Genomic DNA, 25,402 nt, shown 5'->3' with positions numbered 1-25,402 from the left:
TTCTAGGGGGCCTTCGGCTTGTGCCCGGGGGGTTGGTTGTGCTAGGGTACTCCGGTGTTGCCCAAGGCCTTCCTCTCCCGCATGGCGGAGCTTTTGGGGGATGAGTTTCCCCTTTTCCTCAGGTCCCTTACGGAAGGGGAAAGGAGCTATGGCCTTAGGGTGAACACCCTTAAGATAACGCCGGAAGACTTTACAAGGATCGCTCCCTGGCCCTTGAGGCCCATCCCGTGGTGCCCAGAGGGGTTCTACTACCCAAAGGAGGCCCGTCCCGGTCCTCACCCTTTCTTCTACGCCGGGCTTTACTACATCCAGGAGCCAAGCGCCCAGGCCGTGGGGGTGCTTGTGGACCCTCAACCTGGAGAGCGGGTTTTGGACCTGGCGGCTGCCCCTGGGGGGAAGACCACCCATCTCCTGGCCCGCATGGGGGGGCGGGGCCTTTTGCTGGCCAACGAGGTGGACAGCAGGAGGGTGCGGGGCCTTATGGAGAACGTGGAGCGCTGGGGGGCCTGCCTAGGGGTGCTTCAGGCCCCACCCAGGGCCTTGGCCGAGGCCTTCGGCCCCTACTTCCACCGGGTGCTCCTGGATGCCCCCTGCTCTGGGGAGGGGATGTTCCGCAAGGACCCGGAGGCCATCCGGCACTGGGGGCCTGGAGCGCCCAAAAGGGCCAGCGAGGTGCAGAAGGCCCTCCTGGCCCAGGCCGCCCGCCTGGTGGGTCCGGGGGGGGTCTTGGTCTACTCCACCTGCACCTTTGCCCCCGAGGAGAACGAGGGGGTGGTGGCCCAGTTCCTGAGGGAGCACCCCGAGTTTCACCTGGAGGACGCCCGCTTCCACCCCCTCTTCGCCCCCGGGGTGCCGGAGTGGGGGGATGGAAACCCCGAGCTAAGGAAGACCGCCCGCCTCTGGCCTCATCGCCTCGAGGGGGAGGGCCATTTCCTGGCCCGCTTCCGCAAGGAGGGGGGTAGCTGGGGCACGCCCCCTAAAGAGCGCCTTCCCTCCTTGAGCCAGGAGGCCCGCAAGGCCCTTGCGGGTTTCCTGGAAGAGGCGGGTCTAGACCTGGAAGGGCCCATCTGGGAGCGCGCGGGCCACCTGTACCTGGTGCCGGAGGAGCTTCCTTCCCTTTCCGGCCTCAGGGCCCCCGCTCCCGGGCTCTACCTGGGCCGGGTGCAAAAGGGCCGTTTCCGCCCGGCCAAGGCCCTGGCCCTGGCCTTCGGGGCGACCCTTCCCTGGCCCAAGCTCCCCCAGGTTTTCCTGCTTCCGGAAGACCCCCGGGCCCTGGCCTTCGCCACCGGGGAGGGGGTGGGGTGGGAGGGGGAGGACCTGTCCCTGGCCCTGGTGGCCTTGCAAACGCCCCTGGGGGCCTTTCCCCTGGACTTCGGCAAGGCCAAGGCTGGGGTGTTGCGGCCCGTGGGTTTGGGGCTTTAGGGGCGGACGAGTCCTGCCGCCTCCAGTTCGGCCTGCCACGCCCCGTAGGCTTCCCGCAGCAGGGCTTCCGGCAGGGGGCGGACCTCGAGGCGCCCCGGGGCCAGGGGCACCACCCAGTGCAGGCTTTCCGAGACCTTTTTCTTGTCCCGGGCCAGGTAGGGAAGAAGGTCCTCCCAGACCAGCCGGGGCAAGGGAGGCGGGGCGAGCCAGCGGAGGAGGCGCTGGATGAGGGGGACCAGGTCCTCCCCCCCCAAGGCCCTGCCCAAAAGGGCGGCGTAGAGGAGGCCGTAGGCCACCGCCGCCCCGTGGGGGAGGGCGTGGTGGGTGGCGGCTTCCAGGGCGTGGCCCAGGGTATGGCCCAGGTTCAAAAGCCTACGCTCCCCCCTTTCCAGGGGGTCCCGCTCGGTGATGGCCACCTTCACCGCCACCGCCTGGGCCAGGTAGGCCTCCAGCCTGGGGCTTTCCGGGGTGAGGCCCTCCACCTCTAAAAGCCCCTCGTCCCCGGAGATGAGGCCGTGCTTGAAGGCTTCCACCAGGCCCTCCTTGAAGGTGAAAGGGGGAAGGGTCTTGAGGGCCCTGAGCTCCGCGTAGACCCCTTGGGGGAAGTGGAAGGCCCCCACCAGGTTCTTCCCCTCGGGGAGGTTGAGGCCGGTCTTGCCCCCCACGCTGGCGTCCACCACGCTCAGCGTGGTGGTGGGGAAGGAGAGGTAGGGGATGCCCCTCAGGTAGGTGGCGGCCACAAAGCCTCCCAGGTCGGTGAGGGTGCCCCCGCCCACCACCAGCAGGGTGGTGTTCCGGGGCAAGCCCCTTTGGGCCAGGAAGGAGAGGATCCGGCCGTAGACCTCCAGGGTCTTGGCCCCCTCCCCCCCTTCCAGCCCCAGGCGGTGGGGCACCTTTAGGGCCTCGGCCACCTCCAGGGCGAAGCCCTCCACCTTGCGGTCGTAAAGGAGGGCCTTGGGGCCCTGGGGCACCTCCACTTGGGCCAGCACCCCCTCGCCGATGGCGATGGGGTAAGGAGAGGGCTTACGGACGCTTAGCCTCTGCATAGCGCCAGAGCTTCTCCACCACTTCCTCCACCACTTCCTCCACCTTCCTGCCGTCCGTGGATACGTGCACGTGGGCCTCCTGGTAGATGGGTCTGCGGGCCTCGAGGAGGGTCCTTATGCGCTCCAAGGGGTTTTCCACCTGTAAAAGGGGCCTTTCCCCCGGCTTGCGGGTGGCCCGCTCCAGGATGGTTTCCGGGCTGGCCCAGAGGGCCACCACGGGGCCCCGTTGCAGGAGCAGGGCCCGGTTTTCCGGGTCCACGAAGGTGCCCCCGCCCAGGGAGAGGACCAGAAAGTCCTTGGCGACCAGTTCCCGCACCGCCTCCTTCTCCATGCGCCGGAAAGCCTCCTCCCCCAGGTGGCGGAAGATGTCGGGGATGGAGAGGCCGGTGCGCCGTTCGATGTAGCGGTCCAGGTCGATGAAGTGGAGCATGAGGGCGCGGGCCAGCTCCCGGCCAATGCGGCTTTTCCCCACCCCCATGAAGCCGGTGAGGCTCACGAAGGTGGCGGGGCGGGGCACCTCGAGGCGGGCCATTGGCCTATCCTAACCCGGCAAGGCTTCAGTAGGCGAGGACGCGGGCTTTGTACCGCTCCACCCGCTCCTGGATTTCTTCCATGGTGTCCCCGCCGAACTTCTCCAGGTAGGCCTGGGCCAGGACGATGGCGGAAAGGGCGCAGAGGATCACGCTGGCCGCCGGAACAGCGGTGACGTCGGAGCGCTCCCGGGCGGCATCGGCGGGCTCGTGGCTCACCACGTCCACGGTAGGAAGGGGTTTCATTAAGGTAGCGATGGGCTTGAGGGCGGCGCGCACCACCAGCTCCTCCCCCGTGGTCATGCCCCCCTCGAGGCCCCCCGCCCGGTTGGTCTTGCGGTAAAACCCCCGTTCCGGGCTCCAGTAGATGGCGTCGTGCACCTCCGAGCCCCGGCGCATGGCGTTTTCAAAGGCGGGGCCGATCTCCACCCCCTTGACCGCGGGGATGGAGAGGGCCATCTGGGCCAGACGGCCATCCAGCTTCCGGTCCCAGTGCACGTGGCTCCCCAGGCCCGGCACCAGGCCCCGGAAGCGGGCCTCGATCACCCCGCCCAGGGTGTCCCCTTCCGCCTTGGCCTGGTCGATGCGGTTGATGGCCTCGGCTTCGGCCTCGGGGTCGGTCATGCGCAAAGGGCTCGCCTCGATGCGGGGCACGAGGTCCCAGGCGAAGGGCACCTGGGCCCAGACCCCCGCCATCCCCGGCACGTACCCCACCCCTTCCACCCCCAGGAGGGAAAGGAACTTCAGGGCCACCGCTCCCACCGCCACCCGCATGGCGGTTTCCCGGGCGCTGGCCCGCTCCAGCACGTCCCTTAGGTCCTTGTGGCCGTACTTGATGCCCCCCGAAAGGTCGGCGTGGCCGGGGCGGGCGGCGGTGAGGGCTTTTTTGCGGGGTTCGTTCCCCGGGGCGGGGTCCATGATCTCCACCCAGTTGCGGTGGTCGGCGTTCCGGATGGCCAGGGCCACCGGTGCCCCCGTGGTGCGCCCGGCCCTGACCCCGGCGCGGAACTCCACCCGGTCGGTTTCTATCACCATGCGCCGCCCCCGCCCGTACCCCTTTTGGCGCCGTTCCAGCCAGGGGTTGATGTCCTCCTCGGTGAGGGGGATGCCGGCGGGTAGGCCCTCGATGATCGCCAGAAGCTCGGGGCCATGAGACTCGCCTGCAGTCAGGAACCTCATGGGGACATTGTNGGCCCCCCCCCTCGCCGGGGGCTTTCTCTAGCGGCTTGCGGCTTCCTTCAGGATGTCGGCGGTGATGACCACCAGAAGCTCCCGGTCGGTGCTTTCGCTGGTGCGCTGCTTGAAGAGCTCCCCGATGAGGGGGATGTCCATAAGGAGGGGCACCCCCTGCTGGGTTTGGTTGTTCTCCTGGGAGGTGAGGCCCCCCAGGACCACTGTCTGCCCGTCCCGCACCCTTAGGGTGGTGGTCACCACCTGCTTGGTAAAGCGATCCACGTCCCCGTCCACAGGGTTGCGCTGCACGTTGCCGGAAACCTCGGCCTTGATGTTGAGGAGGATCTGGCCGTCGGCGGTGATCTGGGGGGTAACCTCCACGATGATGCCGATGTCGAAGGGCACCCGCTCCACCCGGTCCCCCACTACCCGGCGGATGAGGAAGGTCTCGCCGGACTGGAGGCGGGCGGTCTGGTTGTTGAGGACGGTCTGGTTCACGTCCCTTAGCGCCCGGGAGAGGCCCTGGCGCTGGAGGGCCTCGAGGGTGGCCAGGATGTTCAAGGCGGCCAGGCTACGGGTGCTGTCGAAGATGAGGGAAAGCCCCGAGTCCAGGACGCTGGCCACCACGTTGCCTCCGGCCACGGTGTTCCACTTGATGCCCAGGTTGCGGCTCAGGTTGGACTGCACCTCCTGGATGCGCACCCTGAGGTTCACCTGGGGCACCGCCTGGTCCAGCCTAGGGATGAGGCCCTCCACCAGGGCCAGGTCCTCCTGCGTGCCGGTGACGATCAGGGTGTTGGTGCGCTCGTCCGCCACCACCGTGGCCTGGCGGGTGGGGGCTTGGGGTTGGGCCTGGCCCTGGGCCTGCCGGGCCTGCAAGGCCTCCTGGAGGACTTTGGCCAAGTCGGCGGCCTTGGCGTTGGAGAGCTGGTAGGAGCGCTGGAACACCGGGGGGCCTTGCTCAGGGGCCTGGTCGATTTGGGCCAAGAGGCTTTCCACCTCGGCAAGCTGTTTCTCCGTGCCCCGCACGGAGAGGACGGGTTGCCCCGGCACGGTCTGCACCACGATTCCCGGCACCTCCTTGGCCAGGAAGGGGGCTACCTTCTCGGCGTCGGCGAAGCGCAAGGGGTAGAGCCTGCGGAGGGTGGTTTCCTGAGCGGGTGGGGCTATCTGGGGCACCACGTCGGCGGCCTTCAGGATCTCGGCGAAGAGGGCGTGGTCGGCCTCTGGGGCTTCCAGGAGAAGGGCCTTGGGATTGCCGGGCACAGTCTCCAGGCGGGCTTGGGAAAGCTCACGCTCCAGGAGGAGCTTAAGCCTTTCCTGGACCTCAGGGAAGGTGAGGTTTTGCAGGGCGTAGACCCGTCGCAGGGTGGGAGTAGGCTTGGGCACGTCCGCAGTCTTGAGGAGTTCGGCGATGCGGGCGTGGTCCTCCTCGGTGGCCCGCACCAGGGCCCGCTTGGGGTCGGTGGGGACCACGGCGATCTGGGCTCCTGGTACTTGGGCTTGGAGGAAAGCCAGGAGTTCGGGGAAGGTGGCGTGGGCGAGGGTATAGGTTCGCTCCACCTGGGGCTTGGGCAAAGCTAAGGCGGGCAACGGGCGGAAATCAATCCCTGCCCGCTGGAGGATGTCCGAGAAGCGAATGTGCTGTTCTGGGGTGGCCAGGACAGAGAGTAGGGCCCTGAGTTTGCCCCCTTCCTCCACCACGATCCAGTTCACGCTAAGCCCGCTGGCTTCCCGGGAAAGGAAGGGCAGGAGATCGTTTTGCACCCAGGCCTTGGCCCCATCTATATTCACCACGGTGCGGGCCTGGCCCTGGGCATCGGTTTCCGTGCGTCGGTAGGCGATCTCGGGGATGGCCACCAGGTAGGGCCTGCGCTCCGCTGCCCCGGTGCGGCTTGGGGCGTCCACCAAGGCGGTGATCACCTGGGTGGGGGCCACCACCACCACGTCCGGAGGCAGGAAGAGGTAGTCCAGGTTGAACTGGGTGCCGTACGTGGCGAAAAGGAGATCCCAGACCTCCCGGAAGGGCTTGCCCTGGAAGTCCAGCTTCACATTGGGCAAGGGGGGCTGGGCCTTGGCGGGGTCGCCGGAGGCGTCGTAGGCCCGGTAGACGAGGGGCTGGAGGCCCACGCTCCTCGCCAGGGCCTCCAGGACCACATCCAAAGGCAGGGTCAGCCCCGCCCGCACCTGGCTTTCGGAGACCTTGAGGTCCACTTTGGCGTCGAAGCGGGGCTCCTGGGGGAGGCTTCCCGCCAACACGGGAAGGCTCAGGGCCACGGCGGCCCCAATCAGCGGCTTGATCAGGGATTTCCAGGTATGCGTCCAGGTCATTGCCCACCTCCAGCCTGCGAGTTCGCCAGAGCGATCTCTAGGGTTTCGTCCTTTAGCGCCAGCACCACGCGGTCGCCCTCTATCCTGCGCACCACGGCTTCGCTTCCCGGGATGGGGCTACCCGCGGGAAGCACCAGGTAACCCTCCTTGCTCTCCAGGATGGCCACGCTTACCGGGCCTAAGAGGGTGCCGGAGAGCTTAAGCCCGCGTTCCTCCACCAGGGCCTCGAGGGGGGTTTTGGGGCTGGGGGGAGGCGGTGGGGTTTGCGGTGGGGTCACTGAGGTCTGATTCTCTTGGGGCAGGGGGGACTCCACCAAGCCCACCGGGGGCGTGAGGGCTACCTGCGGTTCCGTCTGGGTTTGAGGCACCTCGGCCTTGGGTGCAGGAGTCAGCACTTTGGGTGCGGGCAGGGCCCCCGAGGTTCCAGGAAGGGGCCGGGTCGTGGGCGGTGTACTGGGCGTGGGCAGGGGGGTACCGGAGGTAACCCGCACAGGAGCCCCGGTGGGCACCGGCTGGGGCGTGGGTGCGGGGGAAGGGGTAGGCATGGCCACAGGAGCCGGAGTTTCCACCACCAGGGGGACGAAGGGGTTAGGCGGAGGGGTTTCCCGGGAGGCCTGAGGTACGGGCAGAGGCGTGGACTTCCTGGTTTCCTCCTTGGGGACGGGCGGGGTGGCTGTGGGTTGTGAGGCTGGGGGTTGGGCCGGGACCTCGGGGGCGGGTTCCGCCAGGGGGGGAATGGGGGGTGCCTCGATGGCCTGCGGGCTTTCTGGTGCCATGGTGGGGGTGGGCGGGGTCTGAACGACGGCCGCGGTTTGGCTGGGTAGGTAGAAGCCCACGTACCACAAGGTCACCGCGCTCACCAGGAGGAGGCCCGCTAGGAGGAGCTTGGTGGACTGGGGCAGGCTACGCCACCAGGAGGCGAGGCGTTCCCAAGTTGCCTTCACTGCCCACCTCCTTGTTCTTGAGGGCTAGGGGTGGCGGGGGAAGCCGGATTGGTCTCCAGGTCCTTGGCCAGCATGTACAGGGTCAGGGTGAGGCTGGTGGAGAGGAGGGGGTTAAGGTCCTGGCCCTGGACGCTCAGGTTGATGCCCGACAGGGAGCTGAAGCGGGAAAGGCCCTCTAGCCGCCTTAGGTAGGCGTAGGTTTCCGGGAAGGGGGCCTCGAGGGAAAGGGCCAGGTTCACCGCCCGCACCTCCGGCACCGGGGCTGAGGCGGGGGAACGGGTGAAGGAGCGCACCGTCACGCCGCTCCGCACTGCCTCGCCCAGGATCTCGTTCAGCACCTGGGCGAGCCTTTCTTCCTTGGGCAAGGCCCTAAGGAACGCCTGGCGCTCGGCTTGTAGCTCGGCGATGGTGGCCCTTAGCTCCGGCAGGGCCCGCTGGGCCTGGCGGCCCCTATCCCGTTGGGGGACCAGCTGGGCTATTTCCTGGCGCACCTGCTCCGTTTCCTGCCGCAAGGGAACGATGAGGAGGAAGTACCAGAGGAGGGCCACCGCCAGGGTGAGGGCGATGGCGATCAGGGCCCACTCCCGCTGTCCAAGCCTAGCGAACATCGGCCTCACCTCCCACCACGCCTATCCGAGCGCTGAAGGTGTAAAGCCCGCGGTTCTGGTCCAAAGAGGCGCCCTGGAACTCGATGCCGAAGCGGGGAGAGGCCTCGAAGGCCTGGATGAAGCGCACCAGGGCCCCTTGGTTCAGGGCCTCCCCTTGCAGGGTGAACTCCACCCGCACCTTCTTCCCGTCAAAGACGCCCGTTTGCGCCTGCTGGCTGGCCTCCTCCTCCGAGAGGGCGCGGGCGCCCACCGAGCGCAGGGCCACGGGGAAGCGCCCCCCTTCCTGGGGGATCTGGCGGATGAAGGCGGCCAGGTACTCCGACCAGGGCACAAAGTTTTTACGCAACCCCTCCCGGATAGCCAGGAGGGCCTCGAGGGTCTTCCGCTCTTGCTGGAGCCGATTTTGCTCCTGGATAAAAGGCCTCAGGGCTTCCACCTCTGCCTTTAAGGCGTCCCGCTCTTGCTTGGCTAGGGCAAGCTCGGTGGAAGCGGTGTAGTGGAGGAAACCCAAGGCCAGGAAGACCACCAGGGCCAAGGCCGCGGCGGCCAGCCGCCACCAGCCGGGCTCCACGCGGCGGCGCAGGTTCTTGGGCAGGAGGTTAAGCCTAATCAAGCGGGTTCACCCCCCTCAGCGCCAGGCCCAGGGGCACCATCAGCTCGGGGCCCTGTTCCCCAAGCTTCTCCAGGTCAAACCGCTTGGGGTCCACCTGGATCCCCTGCCAGGGATCGGGGGCGACAAAGTTGACCCCCAGGGTGTCGGTGAGCAGGGTGGCTAGGCCCCGCAGGCGGCTCCCCCCGCCATAAAGGTAGCCCGTTTCCGGCTGCACGTCTCCCAGCTGCACCCGGAAGAACTCCAGGCTGCGCCGGATTTCCTGGGTGAGCTCCACCAGGACCGGGCGGATGGCGTCGTAAATCTTGGCGGGGCTGTACCGCTCCCTCTCGGCGTCGAAGTCCAGAAGAAGCTCCTCGTCCTCAGTGGGGATGGTGGCGAGGCCATAAGTGCGCTTTACCTCCTCGGCGGTGAGGAAGTCCAGGCCAAAGCTCTTGCCGATGGCCTCGGTGAAGTCTTTGCCCGAAAGGGTAAGCACCCGCACCGCCAAAGGCCGATCGCCCCGCGTGAGGACCAGGCTGGTGCTTTCCGCACCGATCTCAATGGCCACCGCCACGTGATCCGGATCCTTGGTTAAGGTTTCCTCCAAGGGGTAGAGGCCGGCGAAGGGCTTGACGTCCAGGACCACGGGGGTGAGGCCCGCACCCTTTAGGGCCTCGATTATGGAGGCCACCGCTTCCTGCCGGGCGGCCCCCACCATCACCTCCACCTGCTCCCCCTCGGCCACCTCGGCCAAGGGGTCCAGGGGGGCGAAGTCCAGCACCACCTCGTCTATGGGGAAAGGGATGTACCGCTCGGCTTCCCAGCGCACGGCCTCCTCCATCTCCTTGAGGGGCATCTTGGGCACCTGGATGGTGCGCAGGATAACGCTGGGGTTGGGTACAGCGGTCACCACATAGCGCTTTCGGGTGCGGGCTTCGGCGAGAAGCTCCCTTAACTCCTGGGCCAAGGCGGCGGGTTCAGTAACTACCCCTTCCGCCAGCATCCCCGGCGGCGTGGGCCGGACGGCCATGGCGCGCAGGGCCGGGGGGTGGCCGGAAAGCTCCACCAGCTTCAAGCTGGAGGCACCGATCTCCAGCCCGAGGGCTTCCACGCGCGGTTGGAATAGTCTGCTGAAACCAGAGAACACTGAACCTCCTCGCTAACCTGAAGGGGGAAACGCGCCCTGAGCCATAACGAACCTGTCCGTAGTGTATACCATTCGGGCCTTGGAAAGGGAAGGGCCCTGAAGTGCTCTAGCCTCACCTTACCCCAGATGGCTTGCGTCAAAACCCAAAGCCCTCCCTTACAAGCCAGGGAGGGCGGGCCAGAAGCTTGAGCTAAAGGGCGCGCAGGGCCTGCACCACCGCTTCGGTGAAGGCCTGGGTGCTGGCATTGCCCTCGAGGTCCGGGGTGCGGGGCCCGTTGGCCAAAACGGTGTCCACCGCTTGCTCCACCTTCCTCGCGGCCTCCTTTTCCCCCAGGTAGTCCAGCATCATGGCGGCGGAGAGGATGGTGGCTGTGGGGTTGGCGATGCCCTTGCCGGCGATGTCGGGGGCGGAGCCATGCACCGGCTCAAACACAGCGGTGGTGTCCCCGATGTTGGCCGAAGGGGCCAGGCCAAGCCCGCCCACGAGCCCGGCCGTGAGGTCCGAGAGGATGTCCCCGAGGAGGTTGGTGGTGACGATCACGTCGAACCGCTCAGGGCGCATCACCAGCTGCATGGCACAGTTGTCCACGATGATGTCCTGGACGTTCACCAGGGGATAGTCTTTGGCCGCCTCTCGCACCGTGTCCAAGAAGAGCCCCTGGGTCACGGGAAGAACGTTGGCCTTGTGGGCGATGTGCAGGGTCTTGCGGGGGCGGCTTTCCGCGATCTTCAAGGCCACGCGGCCGATGCGCTCGCTGGCCTTCTTGGAGATCACCGCGTCGGCGATGGCCACGTCCAGGTAGCGCCGCTCCTGCTCCACGTAAAGGCCTTCCGTGTTCTCCCGCACGATGACGAGGTCCACCCCAGGACGGCTTCCTGGGACGGGGCGGCTCTTGGCAGGGCGGACGTTGGCGTAAAGGTCCAGCCTCCGGCGCAGGTAGCGGATGGCCCCAAAGAATCCTGGCACCTTTCTCGTGGGGCTGGTGGCGGCGCCGAAAAGGGTGGCGTGGCAGGAAAGGATTTTCTCTACGGTTTCCTCGGGGACGGAGGTGCCTCGTCGCTCAAAGGTTTCCCAGCCCGCTTCGGCCTCCACAAACTCCAAAGGCAGCCCTGTGGCTTCCAGCACCTTCCGGGCCGCGGGGACCACCTCGTGGCCGATGCCGTCTCCTTCTATCAAGCAGATGCGATACGCCATGTTGCCTCCGGACTTAGGGGTAAGTTCCCCTCTTGGGAATATACACTACACCAGGCCACGGGGGTGTTGGGCTCAAGGGCGAAGGGCAAGTAAGAGGAAGACCAACAAGAGGAAGGCCAGCACCCTCAGGGCTGCTTGGCGCAGGGGAAGCCGCCTTCCCCCTACCCTGAGGGCTCCTTCCACCACCACCCCGGCTATGCCCGCCAGGATGAAGAGGTCCCCAAGGCTGACCGCCTTGCCCAGAGGAGGCAGGGGGATGACATCTCCCAGGAAGGGCAGGCGGGTGTACTCGTCCAGGAGGCTGTGGACGGCATCGCTCCGGGTCTTGAGGATGTCCTCCCAGCCTTCCACCCCCGCCCGCTTCAGGGCGGAGAGGCTGACGGGCATGTGGCCGCTGTTGGCCACGATGACCATGGTGTTCAGGCCGAGGCCGAGCACCACCAGGTAGAGGCTCTTTAGGTGGCGGTTCTGGTAGAGGCCGTAGCCCACCAGGACCAGCACCAGCAACTTGGCCAGGGGACCCGCCCACTCGGGTTGAAAGAGGCCCCGGTAGGTGCCGTACGCCAGGCCACCCTCTGCCAGCGCCGCCAGGAGGAAGGCCCAGGGGGCCTTGAGCTCTATGCTTCCGAGGTCTCTTGGCCTGGCTCCGAGGGCGAGGGCGAGGCCGAGGCCGAATAGGGCTGCGACAAGGTAGAGCGTGATACCGATCCCTCCTTCGCTTCCAGGTAGGCTTGGCGGTCGCGCCACAGGGGGTTCTGGTGCCAAAGCTGGGTGAAAAGCTCCACCAGCCTGGGGTCAAACTGGATACCGGAGAGGTCCTGAACCTCCTGCAAGGCTTCCTCCGAGGACTTGGCCTTGCGGTAAGGGCGGCCTGCGGTCATGGCCTCATAGGCGTCGGCCAGGCCCACGATGCGGGCCTCCTCCGGGATTTCGTGTCCGGCGAGGCGCTTGGGGTAGCCCCGCCCGTCCCAGCGCTCGTGGTGGTGGAGGATCACGTTGTAAACCACGGGGCCGAAGGCCACCTTCTCCGCGGGCTTCAGGAGCTGGGCGCCCAAGGTGGTGTGGCTTTGCACCACCTCGTACTCCTTGGGCGTGAGCTTGTCGGGCTTGAGGAGAAGGGCCTCGGGGATGCCGATTTTGCCGATGTCGTGCAGGCGGGCCGCCCGGTAGATCTCCATGGCCTTGGCCTCGTCCCCGTAGCGGGCCCGGGCCAGGTCTTTGGCGATGTCCGCCACGCGCTCGGAGTGCATGCGGGTTTCCGGCTCCTTGGCTTCCAGGGCGTGCATCAGCACTTCCAAGGTGGCGTCAAAGGCCTGCTCCAGGCGCACTTTCTCGTCCCAGTAGAAGCGGCTGTAGTAGAGGGGAACCAGGAAAAGGAGGACCGTCCAGCCCCCCCAGCCGCCGAGGAGGGGGATCTCGTAGGCTCGGGCCAGGAGGAGGGCCACGGGGGAGAGGAGGAAGTAGCTAGCGGCGAGCCAACCAAAGTTCTTTTTCCAGACTTCCCGTAAGGGGGTGCCATTGGCTAGGTGGATGATAAGGGTGACCAGACCCATGTTCACGATGAAGAACATCACCGCTCCCAGCCCCACGCCTACCCCAGCGCTTAAGTTGAGCGTCCCCAGGTAGAGAGGGTTGCTCTGGAAAAACTGCCAGACCAGGGCGGCGGCTAGGGTGGCCAAGGCGTCTTGGGAGCGGTTGAAGAGCTGTTTGTACCAGGTGTTGCCGCTGTATTGGAAGAGAAAAACCCAAAGGGGGGCAAACCAGAGGGGTGTGAGGGCCACTAGCGCCAAGGCGAAGAGGAAGAGGTGGCTCATGCTGGCGCTTAGGGGCAGGCGGATCTCCACCCGCACGCTCCAGAAGACCAGGGCCGCCCAGAAGAGGAGGTCAAACCAGCCCAGCCCGGGTGGGGGGAGGCGGAACCCGTGGCGGGCGATGAGGTAGCCTTCCAGCACTAAAAAGCTGGCAAAAACCCCAAGGATAAAGGCCAGCACCCGGGGCGGGGGGAGTTCCAGGCGGCGGAGCTTTTGGAGCATACCGGCCTAAGCATAGCACAAGGTCCCCTGGAAAAGGGGATCCAAAAGAAAAAACGGCCAACTTGTGGCCGTTTTTACTGCCAGTGCGCGCTGGCCCCAGCCGCCAACCCCAGAGCCACCAGAGAGCCGAGAAGCGCCAGAACCTTAGCGATCAGCTTCTTCATCTTCATCCCTCCTTTTCTTCCGCTTCCGGGGGTTCGGCCCCGTTTGCTTGTCTTTCACTTTAGGGGGGTGGGTTAATACTGTCAAGAGGAGAAGAATAGGTATCACCACGATAAAAAGTGCCAACTGGCTCACAAATATATGGAATAGGTCAGATTATTACTACCCAGCTTAGCACACCACCGGCCAGCTGGGTAGGGCTTCTGGCAAGGGGGGAACCTACCGGGTTGGGGAATCTTCTCTAGTAGAAGCAAACGCGAAAAGCCGCAGGGCAAAGACGCCCAACGCGGCTTTCCAAATGGATCCGCTGAAACTCAACCCCAAAATTCACGGGCAAATCCTGGCAAATGTTTCCTGCAAACACCCTTCGCCCCAAATACGCACCCGGAATGTGGCGGTTTGCGTCAGGTTCCCACCCCCTTCAGGGGCAGTCTAGCAAAGATGCGGGTTTGACAAAAGGGTCAAGAAAAAAAACCGCTCCTAGAGGGAGCGGCTAGCTTGTGCTGTGGTGCCGAGGGGCGGAATCGAACCGCCGACACTGCGATTTTCAGTCGCATGCTCTACCAACTGAGCTACCTCGGCGTGGCGGCCCCGACGGGACTCGAACCCGCGATCTCCCACGTGACAGGCGGGTGTGTTAACCAACTACACCACGGGGCCTTGGGTTGTTGCCGGGTCGGGGGCGTCCGACCGGGCACTTAGGATAATAGCCGGGGGAAGGGGAAGTGTCAAGCTTGAGCTGGAGCGAGGTCTTCGCCGTTCACCGCACCCGAAGGGGGATCGGGGAACGGAGCCTTCTGGTGGACCGGGGGGAGTCGGGCTATAAAAACCGCTTGCTTCCCGATGGGCGCATCGTCTACATGGGGGAGGGGAAGCGGGGCCACCAGGAGCCCCTAGGGGGCAACCTGCGCCTTCTTCGGGCTTACGCCGAAGGAAAGGCCCTCCGCGTTTTCTTGCGGGAGAAGCCGGGGCTTTGGCAGGACCTGGGCCTTTACCGGGTGGTAGGCGTCTCCTACAGGCTTTTGCCCGAGGAGGGGCGGTACGTGTACTGGTTCACCCTCGAGCCCGGTGGATGCGAAGAAGCCCCTTCAGGGTCAGGTCCTCGTCCACCACGTCAAAGGAAGGGCAGAGATCTTTGAGGGTGGCCGCAAAGCCGCCGGTGGCGATGACCAGGGCTTCTCCCGCCTCTTCCTTAAAGCGGCGCACCATGCCTTCTACCAAGGCGGCGTAGCCCAAGACCAGACCGGAGCGGAGGGCGTCCAGGGTGTTCTTGCCCACCACGCCTTTGGGCGGGACCAGGTCGATGCGGGGGAGCTTGGCGGTGCGGGCGGCGAGGGCGTCGGCGGCGGTCTGGGGGCCGATGGTGATGGCCCCGCCCAGATAGCGGCCTGGGGCCTCCACCAGGTCAAAGGTGGTGGCGGTGCCGAAGTCCACCACGATGTAGCGGCCCGTGGGGCTTTCGTAGGCCAGGGCGCCCACGGCGTTCACCAGGCGGTCGGCCCCGGCCTCCTTGGGGTTGTCGATGAGGACCTCCAGCCCCGTGGCTTCCGCGTCCACCACCTGGGCCCTTACGCCGAAGAGCTTCTCTATGGCCTCCTTCATCTCCCGCTCCACCGGAGGCACCACGCTGGAAAGCAACGCGGCCTTGGGGGCGGGCAGGCCGTCTAGGGAGAAGAGGTTTTTCAGGAGGACCCGGTACTCGCTTTCCATACGCATCCGGTCAGTGTGGATGCGGAAGTGGGCCACCAGGTCCTCACCGGCGAAGACGCCCAAGGCGGTGGAGGTGTTGCCGATGTCAACCGCTAGCAGCATGGTCTAAGCCCCTTCGGGCGTATCCCCTTCCCAGGGCTCCAGCACCACCTTGGTGGTGATCTCGGCGTTCAGGTTGGCGGAAACGGAGCAGTACTTGGTGTGGGAGAGGTGAACGGCCCGCTCCAGGGCTTCCAGCGTAACCCCAGGACCGGAGGCGATGTGGGTGATGGTGATGTGGGTGTAGCGCTTGGGGTGGGTTTCCGCCCGCACCCCCTCCACCTCCACCCGGTAGCGGGCCAGGGGCTGCTTCTTCTTGCGCATGATGTCCACCACGTCGTAGGCGGTGCAGGCCCCTAGGGCCATGAGGAGGAGCTCCATGGGGCGGGGCCCGGTGGCGGGCTGGTCCCCGTCGATCATGACCTTGTCCCCCTGCTCGTTCATCCCCAGGAAGCGGTGCCCCACCAGGTTGTAGACCACGACCTTCTTCGTCATGAGCTGGATTTTACCAAGCCCTCACGGGTACCGCTAGAATGGCCTTAGATGCGAGGGTTGGCCCTCTTATTCGGGTTGGTATGGAGCCTGGCTTACGCCTTTCCCCGGGTGGGCGTTCATGAGGGCTTCACCCGCTTGGTCTTTGACCTGCCCAGCAAGGAGGTGCCCTACACCCTTACCCAGGAGAACGGGCTTTTGACCCTGGTGTTCCGTGGGGTCAGCGCCTCTTCCCTGGATCAGGTGGTGGGTTCCCCCGAGGTGGCCTCGGTGCAAACGGTTCCTGAGGGGGGACAGGTCCGGGTGCTGGTGCGCCTCAAGGGGTCGGTGGAGGTTTCCACACACCGCTACTCGGACCCTGAGCGCTTGGTGGTGGACCTGGCTTTGCGTAAGGCCCCCCAGACCCCCAGCAAGCCGGCCTCTCCGTCCCCTCCCGACCCGCCCCGCAACCGCACCCCCAAGCCCCCCAAACCCGTGGTCCTCCTGGACCCTGGGCACGGTGGGGTGGACCCGGGCATGGTGGGGTACGTGGTGGAGAAGGAGGTGGTGCTGGACGTAGCCCTGCGCCTCAAGCGCCTCCTGGAGAAGGAGGGGATTGAGGTGCGCCTCACGCGGGACCGGGATGTGCACCTATCCCCGGACAAGCGAGAGGACCTTTCCCGTCGGGCTTCGTTGGCCGACAGTTCCCAAGTGAACCTCTTTGTTTCCATACATGTGAACGCCTCTTCCACCCGCACCGCCCGCGGGGTGGAGGTTTTTTACTTCGGTCGGGCTCAGGACCCTCGAGTCCTGGCCCAGGTGATCCGGGAGAACGGGGGAGGAGAGCTGGGCAAGCGCCTCACCCAGGAGGCCCAGAGTGTGGCGGAACGCATCCTTTCGGACATCGTAGCCCAGGCCAACCAGCGCTACGGCCAGCGTCTAGCGGAAACCCTGGGCCGCCACCTCTCCCAGACCACCGGCAGCCCTTACCGGGGGGCTTTTCCGGGGGATTTCTTTGTTCTGCGCTACGCCAAGGTGCCCGCGGTGCTGGTGGAGATCGGGTTTGGGGACCACCCGGTGGAGGGGCGGAACCTGGCCGACCCCGCCTACCGGGAAAAGGTGGCCCAAGGGCTTTTGGCGGGGGTGCTCACCTTTTTGGCCAACGGGGCCTACGCCCGCTAGGGGTCTAAAAGGGAAGGGCCTCGAGGGCGGCCTCTGCGCTGGGGAAGCGCTCCTCGGGGCGCTTGGCCAAAAGCCGCCTGAGGAAGGCTTCCACTGGGGCCTCGAGGCCCGGGATGGGGGGTACCTCCCCCCGCAGATGCCCCAGGAGGACCTCTTCCGGCTCTCCCACAAAGGGATGCTCCCCGGCCAGGATCCAGTAGAGGATGACCCCCGCGGCGTACACGTCCGCTTCGGGGCCGGGGCTTTGCCCCAGGACCTGCTCCGGGGCCAGGTAGGGGAGGGTGCCCACCCGCAGGGGCTTCTTGAAGGCTTCCAGGGCGGGCCCCGACAGGTCAAAGTCCACCAGCCGGGCCTCGTCTGTGCCTGCCACGATGATGTTTTCCGGCTTCACGTCCCGGTGCACGAGGCCCTTGCCGTGCATGTGGGCGAGGGCCTGGAGGAGCTGGCGGAAGACGAAGAGGGCTCGCTCCCGTCCGGGACGGCGGAGCATCCAGCGGCCCATCTCCTCTCCCGGGGCGTAGGCCAGGAGGAGGGCTGGGCCTTCGTCCAGGTCCAGGCTTTCCAGCACCGGGTTCAGGTTGGGGTGGGCGAGGCGCTGGCCCACCCAGAACTCCCGGTTGCGCCTGGCCTCGGCCCCCTTGGGGAAGAGCTTGAGGGCGTAGGGGGTGCCGAAGCGGTCAAAGGCCAGGTAGACGGTGGCCAGGGCTCCCTGCCCCAAGGGGCGCACCACCCGGTACCTTTGGCGGAGGGTTTTCCCGGCCAGGCTCACCGCCTTCACTATACCCGTCCCTCACCTCTTTCACCCGGAAGCCGTTAGGATTTTCCCGTGCGCGGCTTGGCGCTTTCCGGCGGTGGGGCCAGGGGGCTTGCCCATATTGGGGCCCTCGAGGTCTTCCTGGAGGCGGGGTTGGACTTCCAGGTGGTGGCGGGTAGCAGCATGGGCGCCATCGTGGGGGCCCTCTTCGCCGCGGGGAAGACCCCGGAGGAGATGCTGGCCATCGCCCGCAAAACCCCCTGGCTTGGCCTCTTGGGACTTTCTCCCCGGGAAGGCATTTTTTCCCGCAGGAAGCTAAAGGACTTTTTGGCGGAGCACCTGCCCCCAAGCTTTGCCGACCTCGAACGTCCCCTGGCGGTCACTGCGGTGGACGTGGTTTCGGGGAGGCTCCTTTTCCTCACGCAGGGGGACCTCCCCAGCGCCGTTTTGGCCTCTGCGGCCTACCCCGGCCTCCTGGCCCCCGTGGAGCGGGAGGGGCGGCTCCTCTTTGACGGCGGGGTGTTGGACAACCTGCCCGTGGACGCAGCCAGGCTCCTCGGGGCCACAGAGGTCTACGCGGTGGACGTGACCCCCGAGCGCACGGCGGACGGAACCCCAAAGGGGCTCTTAGCCCTGGCCCGCCGGGCTGTGGACCTCATGCAGCTTCACCTCACGTCGGTGCGCCTCACCCTGTACGCCCCCGAGGTGTACGTGCGGCCCAGCCTTCCCGGGGTGGGCCTCGAGGACTTTCGCCGCCTGGAGGAAATCGTGGAGGCGGGTCGCCAGGCGGCCAAGCAGGTGTTAGCGGGTAGAGTAGGAGGGGTATGAAGGCTTTTTGGGAGTATCTTTTCAAGGAGTGGTTCCGGCAGGTGGGGGAGGCTCTTCTGGTGGCCTTTCTGGTCACCACCTTCGTCTTCACCACCGTGGGGGTGGTGGGGCAGAGCATGTTCCCCACCCTGAAGAACGGGGAGCGGGTCCTGGTGCCCAAGTGGGAGACCTGGCTGGTGCGCTTTGGCCTTTCGGAGTGGCGGCGGGGGGAGATCGCCATCCTGAAGCCCCCAGAGGGCACCCCCTACGCCACGGCCCGCTTCCCCGTCTTGGGCTTCAGCTTCCGCGCCTTCTTCATCAAGCGCATCGTGGCGGTTCCTGGGGATGAGGTCTATGTGGAGCGGGGGGTGGTGCACGTGAACGGTGTGCCCCTTTCCGAAACCCACATCACCGACCACATCTCCCCCTGGCCCGACTCCTTTCCCGGGGTCTGCTACAAGGACGGGCGCATGACCCGCATCATCACCCAGCAGGGGGATTTCCCCGTGGAGCTTCTCCCCGCCTACCTCAAGCCCCTCAAGGAGATGCTCCTTCCCCCTTCGCCCGACGTTCTGGGGAGAAGCCGCCTCACGGAGGCCTGCGAGGTGGGGCGCATCCGCCTGAAGAAGGGCTACTACTTCGTCATGGGGGACAACCGCACCTTAGGCGGCTCGGAGGACTCCCGCACCTTCGGTCCCGTGCCCCAGGAAGCCATCGCCGGGCGGGCCAACTTCGTGTGGTGGCCTCCCCTGGTGCGGGAGGAAGGGGGGTGGCGCCTCAACCTGCGCCGCCTCGCCCCGCCTTCGGCCTACGACCTCAGGTGAGGACGGCCACCACCAGCCTTCCGGGCCCATGGACCCCCTTCACCATCACCTGGCCGATGTCCGCGCTCTTGGAGGGACCGGAGTGGAGGCCCAAAGCGCTGGGAAGGGCCTTCTGTTCGGAGAAAGCCTCCAAAAGGGTGGAGTAGACCCGCTCCCGCTCCACCAGGACCAGGTGGGTGGGGGGAAGGAGCTGGGCCTTTCGCCCGTCCTCGGAGGAGAGGGCTAGGGTGCAGGTCTCCGCCACGGCGAAAAGCGCCCAGGAAACCCCGAGGGGTGCCGCCTCCGGGGGAAGCTCGGGGAAAAGGCGGAAGGAGGTGGGTACCCCCTTACCGTAGGCCACCCCGGGGAGGCCGTGGGCCAGCTCCTTCAGGAGCCCCACCGCTCCTTCCTGGTTCAGGAGGTGGCCCTCGGCCCCGTTCTCGGCCAGGCGCCTCAGGAAGAGGTCCAGGGGTTCTTCCCCAAGGCGCAGGTGGGGGTGTTCGGGAAGAAGGGCCTTGGGGCGCTCCTTCAGGGCCTTGCGGATGCGGGCGAGGATTCGGGCTCTAACCTCCATGGGTTTCCTCCTTGATCTCCCGCCACAGCTCGTGGAAGGGCCTGGGGCTGGGCTTGAGGGGCCCCCGCCCTTCCGTCCAAGCCCGGAGCAGGGGGAGGTGATCCTGGAGGGCCTGGGGTAGGGGAAGGCCCCTTAGGGCCTTGGAGAAGAGGCGGTAGAGGGCGGGGCTGCCCATCACCTGGGCGAAGGCCCGCATGGCCCCCTTCTCCCAGGTGGGGGCCAGGCCCTGCTCCACCGCCCGGTGCCGCCAGGCGAGGAGGAGCTTGGGAATGGGGATCTTCACCGGACAAGCCTCCTGGCAGGCCCCGCAGAGGGTGGAGGCATGGGGAAGGGGGTGGGCCTCCTCCAGGCCCAAAAGCCCGGGGTCCAGCACCGCCCCGATGGGGCCCGAGTAGACGTAGCCGTAGGGGTGGCCCCCCGTCTGGCGGTAGACGGGGCAGGCGTTGAGGCAGGCCCCGCAGCGCACGCACCTTAGCACCTCCCAGGCCTCAGGGTCCGCCAGAAGGGCGGTGCGCCCGTGGTCCACCAGGACCACGTGCACCTCCTCAGGGCCTTCCTCCCCCGGCTGGGCGGAGCCTTGGATGAGGGAAACAAAGGTGGCCAGGCGTTGCCCCGTGGCCGCCCGTGCGGTGAGGGGAAGGAAGAGGGCCAGGTCCTGGAAGCGGGGAAGGAGCTTCTCAATCCCCACGAAGGCCACGTGGACCCGGGGGAGGCTGGTGGAAAGCCTGATGTTCCCCTCGTTCTCCATGACGGCCAAGGTGCCCGTCTCCGCCACCAGAAAGTTGGCCCCGCTGATGCCCAGTTCCGCGGTGAGGAAGGCCTCCCTCAAGACCCCTCTCGCCACCTGGGCCAGGGCCTCGGGAGCGGCGTCCAGGGGGGTGCCGAAGCGGTCGTGGAAGAGCCTTTGGATCTCCGGTAGGGAGAGGTGGATGGCCGGGCCCACGATGTGGCTTGGGGGTTCCCCCAGGAGCTGGATGAGGTACTCCCCCAGGTCGGTCTCGTATACCTCTACCCCCAGGGACTCCAGGAGGGGGTTCACCCCAAGCTCTTCGGTGAGCATGCTCTTAGCCTTCACCGCCCGCTTCACCCCGTGCCGGGCCACCACTTCCCGCAGGAGCCGGTGGGCCTCCTCCGGCCCCTCGGCCCAGTGGACCTGCACCCCATTTTCCCGAAGCCGCTTTTCCGCCAGCTCCAGGTAGTGGTCCAGGTGGGTGAGCACGTGGTCCTTGATGCGCCTGGCCCGCTCGCGCCAGGCCTCGGCGTCGATCTCGCCGTAGGCCCGGAGGCGGTTCCGTTCAAAGTGGAGGGTGGCCCCAGTGACGGAGGCCCGCACTGAGGGCTTCTCCTGGAGGAGCCTTGCCGCTTCCTTGGGGTAGAGCTTAGCTTTGACCCGCATACGCCTCCCAGAGCAGGGTGGCTAGGGGGGCCACCCGTAAGGGCCTTCCCAGCCGGCCCAACCTGCCTGCCAGGTGCAAGAGGCAGCCTGCGTCCGTGGAGGTGAGGACCTCCGCCTGGGGCAAGGTGGCCACCTTGCGGCTGGCCATGGCTAGGGAGACCTCGGGGAGCTTCACGGAGAAGAGCCCTCCAAAGCCGCAGCACTCCTCCGCCGCCTCCCAGGGGAGGAGCTCGGCCCCGGCGTTTTGCAGCAGGAGGAGGGGCTCCTCCTTCACCCCAAGCTCCCTCAGGGCGTGGCAGCCGTGGTGGTAGGCCACCCGCCTGCCCTTAAGCCCTTCCCCCAGCTTTTCCACCCCCAGGACCTGCACCAAGAATTGCGAGAGTTCATAGGTCTTTCCTGAGAGGGCTAGGGCTTCCCTGTTCCCGGGAAGGAGCTCGGGGTAGTGGTTTTTTACCATGCTGGTGCAGCTCCCCGAGGGCAAGACCACGTACTCTGCGTCTTGGAAAATATCTATAGTGCGCCGGGCCAGGGCCCTGGCCTCGCCCCAGTGGCCGGCGTTGAAGGCGGGCTGGCCGCAGCAGGTCTGGCCTTCGGGGAAATCCACCTCCACCCCCAGGGCCCGGAGGAGCCTGACCGCCGCCACCCCGGCCTCCGCGTAGAACTGGTCCGCCAGGCAGGTGATGAAGAGGGCCACGCGCATTTGCGCCTTAGCATACCCCGAGGTTCTGCCTGGAAGGGGGTCTAGGCCTCCTCTTCCTCCCACGCAAGGAGGGGCAGGCGCACCCGGAAGACCGTGCGGCCGGGGCGGCTTTCCACGAGGATCTCCCCCCCGTGGGCCCGGGCGATGGCCTGGGCGATGGCCAATCCGAGCCCTGTGCCCCCTCCCGGTCCGCGGGCGAAGCGCTGGAAGAGGTGGGGGAGGAGGTCTTGGGGGATGCCGGGGCCGCGGTCTTCCACCGCCAAAAGGGCATAGGGGCCTTCCCGCAGGAGGCGCACCTCCACCCCCTCCTTCCCTGCGGCCCGCACCCCGTTGGCAATGAGGTTACGGAGCATCTGCAGGAGGCGGTCGGGATCCCCCAAGACCTCGAGGGCCTCCCCCTGGAAGGCCACCCCGTACTCCTTGGCGGCCTCTTCCGCCAGAGCCTTCAGGTCCACGATGTGGGGGTTCAGGGTGCGCTCCGCCTCCCCCCGGGCCAAGGCCAGGAGGTCCTCCACTAGGCGGCGCATCCTCTCGGCAGTGGTGCGGGCGGTGGCCAGGGCTTCCCGGTCCAAAGGGTTCCGCCCTAGGCGGTCCAGGTGGCCCAGGAGGACGGTGAGGGGGGTTCTGAGCTCGTGGCTGGCCTCGGCCAAGAAAGCCTGCTCCTTCTCCTTGGCCTCCTTGAGGGCCATGAGGAGGCCATTCACCGCCTCCACCATGCGACCGAACTCGTCCTTGGGGAGGCGGAGGGGCACGGGGTCCAGGCGCTCGGGGCTTCGCCCCGCGATCTCCCGGGCCGCCCGTTCCAGGGGCGAGGCCGCCAGGCGGGCGGTGAGGTAGACCAGGAGGACCCCTAGGGGGAAGAGGAGGAAGAAGGCCTCCAGGAGGGCTTGGCGCAGGGCGGAAAGGGCCAGCTCAATGGAAGCGGTGTCCTGGGTGAGGGCGAGGAGGCCCAAAGGGGTGCGCGCCAAGGCGGCGGCGAAGCCCTTCTGCCACGAGGCCTTGGGGGTTTCCCCTACTCCGCGGAGGGCTTCCTGGGGCAGGCGGTGGTCCTCCCGGGTGAGGAGCAAAGGCACCCCGTCTTCCGCGTAGAGGTGCAGGTAGACCCCGCCGGTGGTGAGGAGGGTGCCCGTCTGGCCCTTGCGGTAAGCCTCCGCCGCCCGCTTTGCGTCCTCCAAGAGGGTGGCCTCGAGGTGGCCCCTCAAGGCCTTTTCCACCCCCCTACCCGCCAGGTACAAGGCCCCCACCAGGAAAAGGAGCCAGAGCAGGCTGAAGGAGAGGAAGAGTCTAAACCGGAAGGACATGGGCTAGGCTAGGTGTCTTCCTCACCCCTTCCGGGGCGCACCGCGTAGCCCAGGCCCCGCACCGTGCGCAGGTAGCCGTAGGCCCCCGCCTCCCGCAGCTTGGCCCGGAGGTTGGCCACGTGCACATCCAGGACGTTGGAGTCCCGGCCCAGGGGCTTGCCCCACACCTTTTCCTCTATTTCCTGGCGGGGGAAAACCCTTCCTGGACGGCTCATGAGGAGGTGGAGGAGCTCAAACTCCTTGGGGGAGAGCCGCACCTCCTCTTCCCCAAAGAAGACCTGCCGCCGCTTGGGGTAAAGCTCCAGCCTGCCCACGCTTAGGACCTCGCTCCCCTCCCGGTGGCGGAGCTGGACCTGAATGCGGGCCAGAAGCTCCGCGGGGTGGAAGGGCTTCACCAGGTAGTCGTCGGCCCCGTCGGAAAGCAGGCCGACCTTGCGCTCCACCGCGTCCTGAGCGGTGAGGACCAGGATGGGGGTGTCGTCGGTGGCGCGGATGCGCCGGGCCACCTCGGCCCCGTCCAGGTCGGGGAGGCCGAGGTCCAGGACTACCAGATCAGGCTTCCGTTCGCGGTGCTTGACCAGGCCTTCCATGCCGCTTTTGGCCCAGTCCACCTGGAAGCCCGCCTCCTTGAGCTCCAGCTCCACCAGGCGGGCGACCTCGGGGTCGTCCTCAATCAGCAGAATGCGCTTCATGGCCAGAGCCTTTCCGGAGGGGTGAGGCCGTAGACCTCCTTGAGGAGCTTGAGGAGGCTCACCCGCTCCCGGTCTTGCACCAAGAGCACGTCCCCCCGGTCGGCCACCCCGGGGAAGGGGCGGGGCCTTTCCCCGGGAAGGACCAGGAGGAGCTGCACCTCCTGGCCCACCTTGGGGGGCACGGGGGGAGAAAGGGGGAGTAGCCTTTTCCCCTCCACCCGCCAGGCCCCGTGGAGGGTGCGCAGGTCCTGGGAGAGGAGCCTGAGCTCCGTGCCCGGGGGCAGGCTGGGTCCGAGCAGGGGGGGCAGGGCCGCCAGGGCCAGGCCCAGGAGGACAAGGAGGGCAAGGGGGCGCATCATCTTCCCATTCTAGAGGGGGCTCTAGGCCCTTTGTGGGAGGGAGGTTAAGGGCTCTGAAGGTTTCTCTGGCAGGAGGAAGCCCGCGGAGACCACGTACTTCAGGGCTTCTTCCACGCTGATCTCCAAGGGGATGACCTCCTCGCTGGGCACCAGGATCACCATGCCGCTGGCGGGCACCGGGCTGGTGGGGACCAAGACGGCGGTATACCCCTCGGGCAGGGGAGGCAGGCGATGCCCCACAGGCTGGACCACGAAGCAAAGGGTGTAAAGCCCCTTCCTAGGGTACTCGATGACCGCTGCCCGGCTGAACTTCACCTCCTTCTGCCCGAAGAGGGTGTGGGCGATCTGCTGCACCGCCTTGTAGATGTCGCGGACAATGGGCAGGAGCAAGAGGGAGCGCTCCAGGGAGTGGATGAGCCTCCGGCCCAGGTAGTTCTCCGCCAGAACGCCGACCAAGTAGACGAGGGTGAGGGCCAGAAGGAGGCCTACGAAGGGAAGCGCCACCTGGTAGGTCCGGGGCACCTCGAGGCCCAGGAGGCGGAGGAAGCCCTGGATGTATCCCCCGGAATAGGTATAGACCCACCCCAGAAAGTAGAGGGTAACCAAAAGGGGTAGGAGGGTGATGAGGCCGCTGAACAGCCGTTGGCGCAGCCGCATGGGTACCAGTTTAGGGGATAGAGCCGCCGTCTTTCGTCCGTCCTAAGCACCCCGTCGTGGCGCAAGCCACGACGGGGGCCCAAAGAGGCGATAAGTAAGCCGCTTTGGTCTTGGCCGATGGGGCACCTTTGCGTGCGGGTGCTTAGCGTCCGTCGCCCCGGCTTTGGGCCAGCCCCATAAGGCCCTTGATGTCCTTGAGGACAATCTTGCCGTAGCCCGAGCGGATGTACCCCTCCCGGGCCAGTTCCCCGATGACCTTGGTGACGGTTTCCCGCACGCTGCCCACCGCCGCCGCCAGCTCGTCGTGGGTGGCCCGGAGGACCAGCTGCCCCTCCTCTTCCTTGGCCAAGGGGGTTTCCGCCAGCTCCAGAAGGGCGGCGGCCATGCGGTTCTTGAGCCTTTGCGTGGCCAGGCGCTCGATGCGGCGGTAGGCCTCGGCCAGGGCTTGGGAGAGGCTGGCCAAGACCTCCCGTGCGTCCTCCGGGTGGGGGTCTTTGGGCAAGACCTCGGCCACCACCTCGGTGACCGCCTCGGCGAAGTAGCGCCGTTCCTGGCCGGAGAGGGCCTCCTCGCCAAAGTACCCGCCGGGGCGCACCAGGCGCAGGGTGAGGGCGTTGCCTTCCTCGTCCACCGCCTCGAGGCGCACCAAGCCCTGGAGGACGCGAAAGACCCGGTCCCTGGGTCCGGGGACACCTGGGTAAAGGATCACCTCACCGGGCTTGAAGCTCACGGTTTCGCGGGCCTGGGTCATGGCATGCCTCCTTGCCCCCAGGC

At 66.8% G+C, this 25,402-nt stretch carries 27 protein-coding genes and 2 tRNA genes; 5 read left to right on the top strand and 24 right to left on the bottom strand.

The window, feature by feature from the left end; translation table 11 throughout:
* The first annotated feature begins 54 nt into the window (after positions 1-54).
* Entirely contained in the window at positions 55-1,422 is a 1,368-nt protein-coding gene (rsmF, locus tag L1088_RS03335) for a 16S rRNA (cytosine(1407)-C(5))-methyltransferase RsmF (protein ID WP_234553718.1), read from the top strand.
* Here rsmF and L1088_RS03330 read toward each other — a convergent pair.
* The 13 genes from L1088_RS03330 to L1088_RS03270 all read right to left on the bottom strand — a co-directional run bounded on the left by L1088_RS03330 (position 1,419) and on the right by L1088_RS03270 (position 13,843).
* Positions 1,419-2,468 carry a 3-dehydroquinate synthase gene (locus L1088_RS03330; RefSeq protein WP_234553717.1) on the bottom strand — a complete coding sequence of 350 codons (1,050 nt, stop codon included), beginning with the start codon at positions 2,466-2,468 and terminating at the stop codon, positions 1,419-1,421. The genes rsmF and L1088_RS03330 overlap by 4 nt on opposite strands.
* Positions 2,446-3,000, bottom strand: a complete 555-nt coding sequence (locus tag L1088_RS03325; protein ID WP_234553716.1) for a shikimate kinase — start codon at positions 2,998-3,000, stop codon at positions 2,446-2,448. The genes L1088_RS03330 and L1088_RS03325 overlap by 23 nt, the downstream gene beginning before the upstream one ends.
* A gap of 25 nt (positions 3,001-3,025) precedes the next feature.
* Positions 3,026-4,177 carry a chorismate synthase gene (aroC, locus tag L1088_RS03320; RefSeq protein WP_234553715.1) on the bottom strand — a complete coding sequence of 384 codons (1,152 nt, stop codon included), beginning with the start codon at positions 4,175-4,177 and terminating at the stop codon, positions 3,026-3,028.
* 39 nt (positions 4,178-4,216) lie between these two features.
* Complete coding sequence (locus L1088_RS03315; protein WP_234553714.1) at positions 4,217-6,502, bottom strand: secretin GspD/PilQ domain-containing protein; 2,286 nt, start codon at positions 6,500-6,502, stop codon at positions 4,217-4,219.
* Positions 6,499-7,446 carry a competence protein gene (locus L1088_RS03310; RefSeq protein WP_234553713.1) on the bottom strand — a complete coding sequence of 316 codons (948 nt, stop codon included), beginning with the start codon at positions 7,444-7,446 and terminating at the stop codon, positions 6,499-6,501. The genes L1088_RS03315 and L1088_RS03310 overlap by 4 nt, the downstream gene beginning before the upstream one ends.
* On the bottom strand, positions 7,443-8,054 hold the full coding sequence (locus L1088_RS03305) for a type IV pilus inner membrane component PilO (RefSeq protein ID WP_234553712.1): 612 nt from the start codon (positions 8,052-8,054) through the stop codon (positions 7,443-7,445). The genes L1088_RS03310 and L1088_RS03305 overlap by 4 nt, the downstream gene beginning before the upstream one ends.
* Positions 8,044-8,667, bottom strand: a complete 624-nt coding sequence (locus L1088_RS03300; RefSeq protein WP_234553711.1) for a flagellar protein FliT — start codon at positions 8,665-8,667, stop codon at positions 8,044-8,046. The genes L1088_RS03305 and L1088_RS03300 overlap by 11 nt, the downstream gene beginning before the upstream one ends.
* Positions 8,660-9,793 (bottom strand): type IV pilus assembly protein PilM, encoded by a 1,134-nt coding sequence (gene pilM / locus L1088_RS03295; protein ID WP_234553710.1) that lies wholly within the window; start codon positions 9,791-9,793, stop codon positions 8,660-8,662. Before pilM ends, L1088_RS03300 begins: the two co-directional genes overlap by 8 nt.
* A 190-nt stretch (positions 9,794-9,983) precedes the next feature.
* The gene (locus tag L1088_RS03290) at positions 9,984-10,988 is read right to left on the bottom strand and encodes a homoisocitrate dehydrogenase (protein WP_234553709.1); all 1,005 of its coding nucleotides are present in this window, start codon (positions 10,986-10,988) and stop codon (positions 9,984-9,986) included.
* 72 nt (positions 10,989-11,060) lie between these two features.
* Positions 11,061-11,555, bottom strand: coding sequence for a DUF5317 domain-containing protein (locus L1088_RS03285; protein WP_234553772.1), 495 nt, complete (start codon positions 11,553-11,555; stop codon positions 11,061-11,063).
* A gap of 50 nt (positions 11,556-11,605) precedes the next feature.
* On the bottom strand, positions 11,606-13,021 hold the full coding sequence (locus L1088_RS03280) for an HD-GYP domain-containing protein (protein ID WP_234553708.1): 1,416 nt from the start codon (positions 13,019-13,021) through the stop codon (positions 11,606-11,608).
* A 668-nt stretch (positions 13,022-13,689) separates the two neighbouring features.
* Positions 13,690-13,765 (bottom strand) — tRNA-Phe (locus tag L1088_RS03275).
* Between the two features lies 1 nt (position 13,766).
* A tRNA-Asp gene (locus L1088_RS03270) sits at positions 13,767-13,843 on the bottom strand.
* A gap of 65 nt (positions 13,844-13,908) precedes the next feature.
* On the opposite strand from L1088_RS03270, the gene L1088_RS03265 reads away from it, so the two are divergent.
* Positions 13,909-14,322, top strand: a complete 414-nt coding sequence (locus L1088_RS03265) for an SRA domain-containing endonuclease (protein ID WP_234553707.1) — start codon at positions 13,909-13,911, stop codon at positions 14,320-14,322.
* Here the strand turns inward: L1088_RS03265 and L1088_RS03260 are convergent.
* Together L1088_RS03260 and L1088_RS03255 are read right to left on the bottom strand one after the other, a co-directional pair.
* Entirely contained in the window at positions 14,237-14,995 is a 759-nt protein-coding gene (locus tag L1088_RS03260; RefSeq protein WP_038047709.1) for a type III pantothenate kinase, read from the bottom strand. The two genes, L1088_RS03265 and L1088_RS03260, sit on opposite strands and share 86 nt — an antisense overlap.
* Positions 14,996-14,998: 3 nt before the next feature.
* Positions 14,999-15,427 carry an OsmC family protein gene (locus tag L1088_RS03255; RefSeq protein WP_038047706.1) on the bottom strand — a complete coding sequence of 143 codons (429 nt, stop codon included), beginning with the start codon at positions 15,425-15,427 and terminating at the stop codon, positions 14,999-15,001.
* A gap of 48 nt (positions 15,428-15,475) precedes the next feature.
* On the opposite strand from L1088_RS03255, the gene L1088_RS03250 reads away from it, so the two are divergent.
* A complete protein-coding gene (locus L1088_RS03250) occupies positions 15,476-16,585 on the top strand; it encodes an N-acetylmuramoyl-L-alanine amidase family protein (protein ID WP_234553706.1) in 1,110 nt (369 codons plus the stop codon).
* Between the two features lie 4 nt (positions 16,586-16,589).
* Here L1088_RS03250 and L1088_RS03245 read toward each other — a convergent pair whose 3' ends face one another.
* Positions 16,590-17,363, bottom strand: coding sequence for a serine/threonine-protein kinase (locus L1088_RS03245; RefSeq protein WP_234553705.1), 774 nt, complete (start codon positions 17,361-17,363; stop codon positions 16,590-16,592).
* 48 nt (positions 17,364-17,411) lie between these two features.
* Between L1088_RS03245 and L1088_RS03240 the strand changes: the two genes are divergently transcribed.
* Together L1088_RS03240 and lepB are read left to right on the top strand one after the other, a co-directional pair.
* Positions 17,412-18,167 carry a patatin-like phospholipase family protein gene (locus tag L1088_RS03240; RefSeq protein ID WP_234553704.1) on the top strand — a complete coding sequence of 252 codons (756 nt, stop codon included), beginning with the start codon at positions 17,412-17,414 and terminating at the stop codon, positions 18,165-18,167.
* Complete coding sequence (lepB, locus tag L1088_RS03235; protein WP_234553703.1) at positions 18,164-18,970, top strand: signal peptidase I; 807 nt, start codon at positions 18,164-18,166, stop codon at positions 18,968-18,970. The genes L1088_RS03240 and lepB overlap by 4 nt, the downstream gene beginning before the upstream one ends.
* On the opposite strand, the gene L1088_RS03230 is transcribed toward lepB, so the two are convergent.
* From L1088_RS03230 to L1088_RS03195, 8 genes are all read right to left on the bottom strand, one after another.
* Positions 18,963-19,523, bottom strand: coding sequence for a LutC/YkgG family protein (locus tag L1088_RS03230; RefSeq protein WP_234553702.1), 561 nt, complete (start codon positions 19,521-19,523; stop codon positions 18,963-18,965). The two genes, lepB and L1088_RS03230, sit on opposite strands and share 8 nt — an antisense overlap.
* Entirely contained in the window at positions 19,513-20,919 is a 1,407-nt protein-coding gene (locus L1088_RS03225) for a LutB/LldF family L-lactate oxidation iron-sulfur protein (protein ID WP_234553701.1), read from the bottom strand. The genes L1088_RS03230 and L1088_RS03225 overlap by 11 nt, the downstream gene beginning before the upstream one ends.
* Entirely contained in the window at positions 20,903-21,619 is a 717-nt protein-coding gene (locus tag L1088_RS03220; RefSeq protein ID WP_234553700.1) for a (Fe-S)-binding protein, read from the bottom strand. The genes L1088_RS03225 and L1088_RS03220 overlap by 17 nt, the downstream gene beginning before the upstream one ends.
* 41 nt (positions 21,620-21,660) lie before the next feature.
* Positions 21,661-22,920: a sensor histidine kinase gene (locus L1088_RS03215; protein ID WP_234553699.1), complete on the bottom strand. Its 1,260-nt coding sequence runs from the start codon at positions 22,918-22,920 to the stop codon at positions 21,661-21,663.
* A gap of 8 nt (positions 22,921-22,928) precedes the next feature.
* Positions 22,929-23,612, bottom strand: coding sequence for a response regulator transcription factor (locus L1088_RS03210; RefSeq protein ID WP_234553698.1), 684 nt, complete (start codon positions 23,610-23,612; stop codon positions 22,929-22,931).
* A complete protein-coding gene (locus L1088_RS03205; RefSeq protein WP_234553697.1) occupies positions 23,609-23,971 on the bottom strand; it encodes a hypothetical protein in 363 nt (120 codons plus the stop codon). The genes L1088_RS03210 and L1088_RS03205 overlap by 4 nt, the downstream gene beginning before the upstream one ends.
* A 21-nt stretch (positions 23,972-23,992) precedes the next feature.
* Positions 23,993-24,628, bottom strand: coding sequence for a DUF502 domain-containing protein (locus tag L1088_RS03200; protein ID WP_038047679.1), 636 nt, complete (start codon positions 24,626-24,628; stop codon positions 23,993-23,995).
* 142 nt (positions 24,629-24,770) lie between these two features.
* The gene (locus L1088_RS03195) at positions 24,771-25,379 is read right to left on the bottom strand and encodes a helix-turn-helix domain-containing protein (protein ID WP_234553696.1); all 609 of its coding nucleotides are present in this window, start codon (positions 25,377-25,379) and stop codon (positions 24,771-24,773) included.
* Positions 25,380-25,402: the final 23 nt, after the last annotated feature.

It is taken from the genome of Thermus caliditerrae, from assembly GCF_021462525.1.
GTDB lineage: Bacteria > Deinococcota > Deinococci > Deinococcales > Thermaceae > Thermus > Thermus caliditerrae.
Note: the sequence above shows the minus strand (reverse complement) of the source record. Positions and strands in the feature narration are given on the sequence as shown.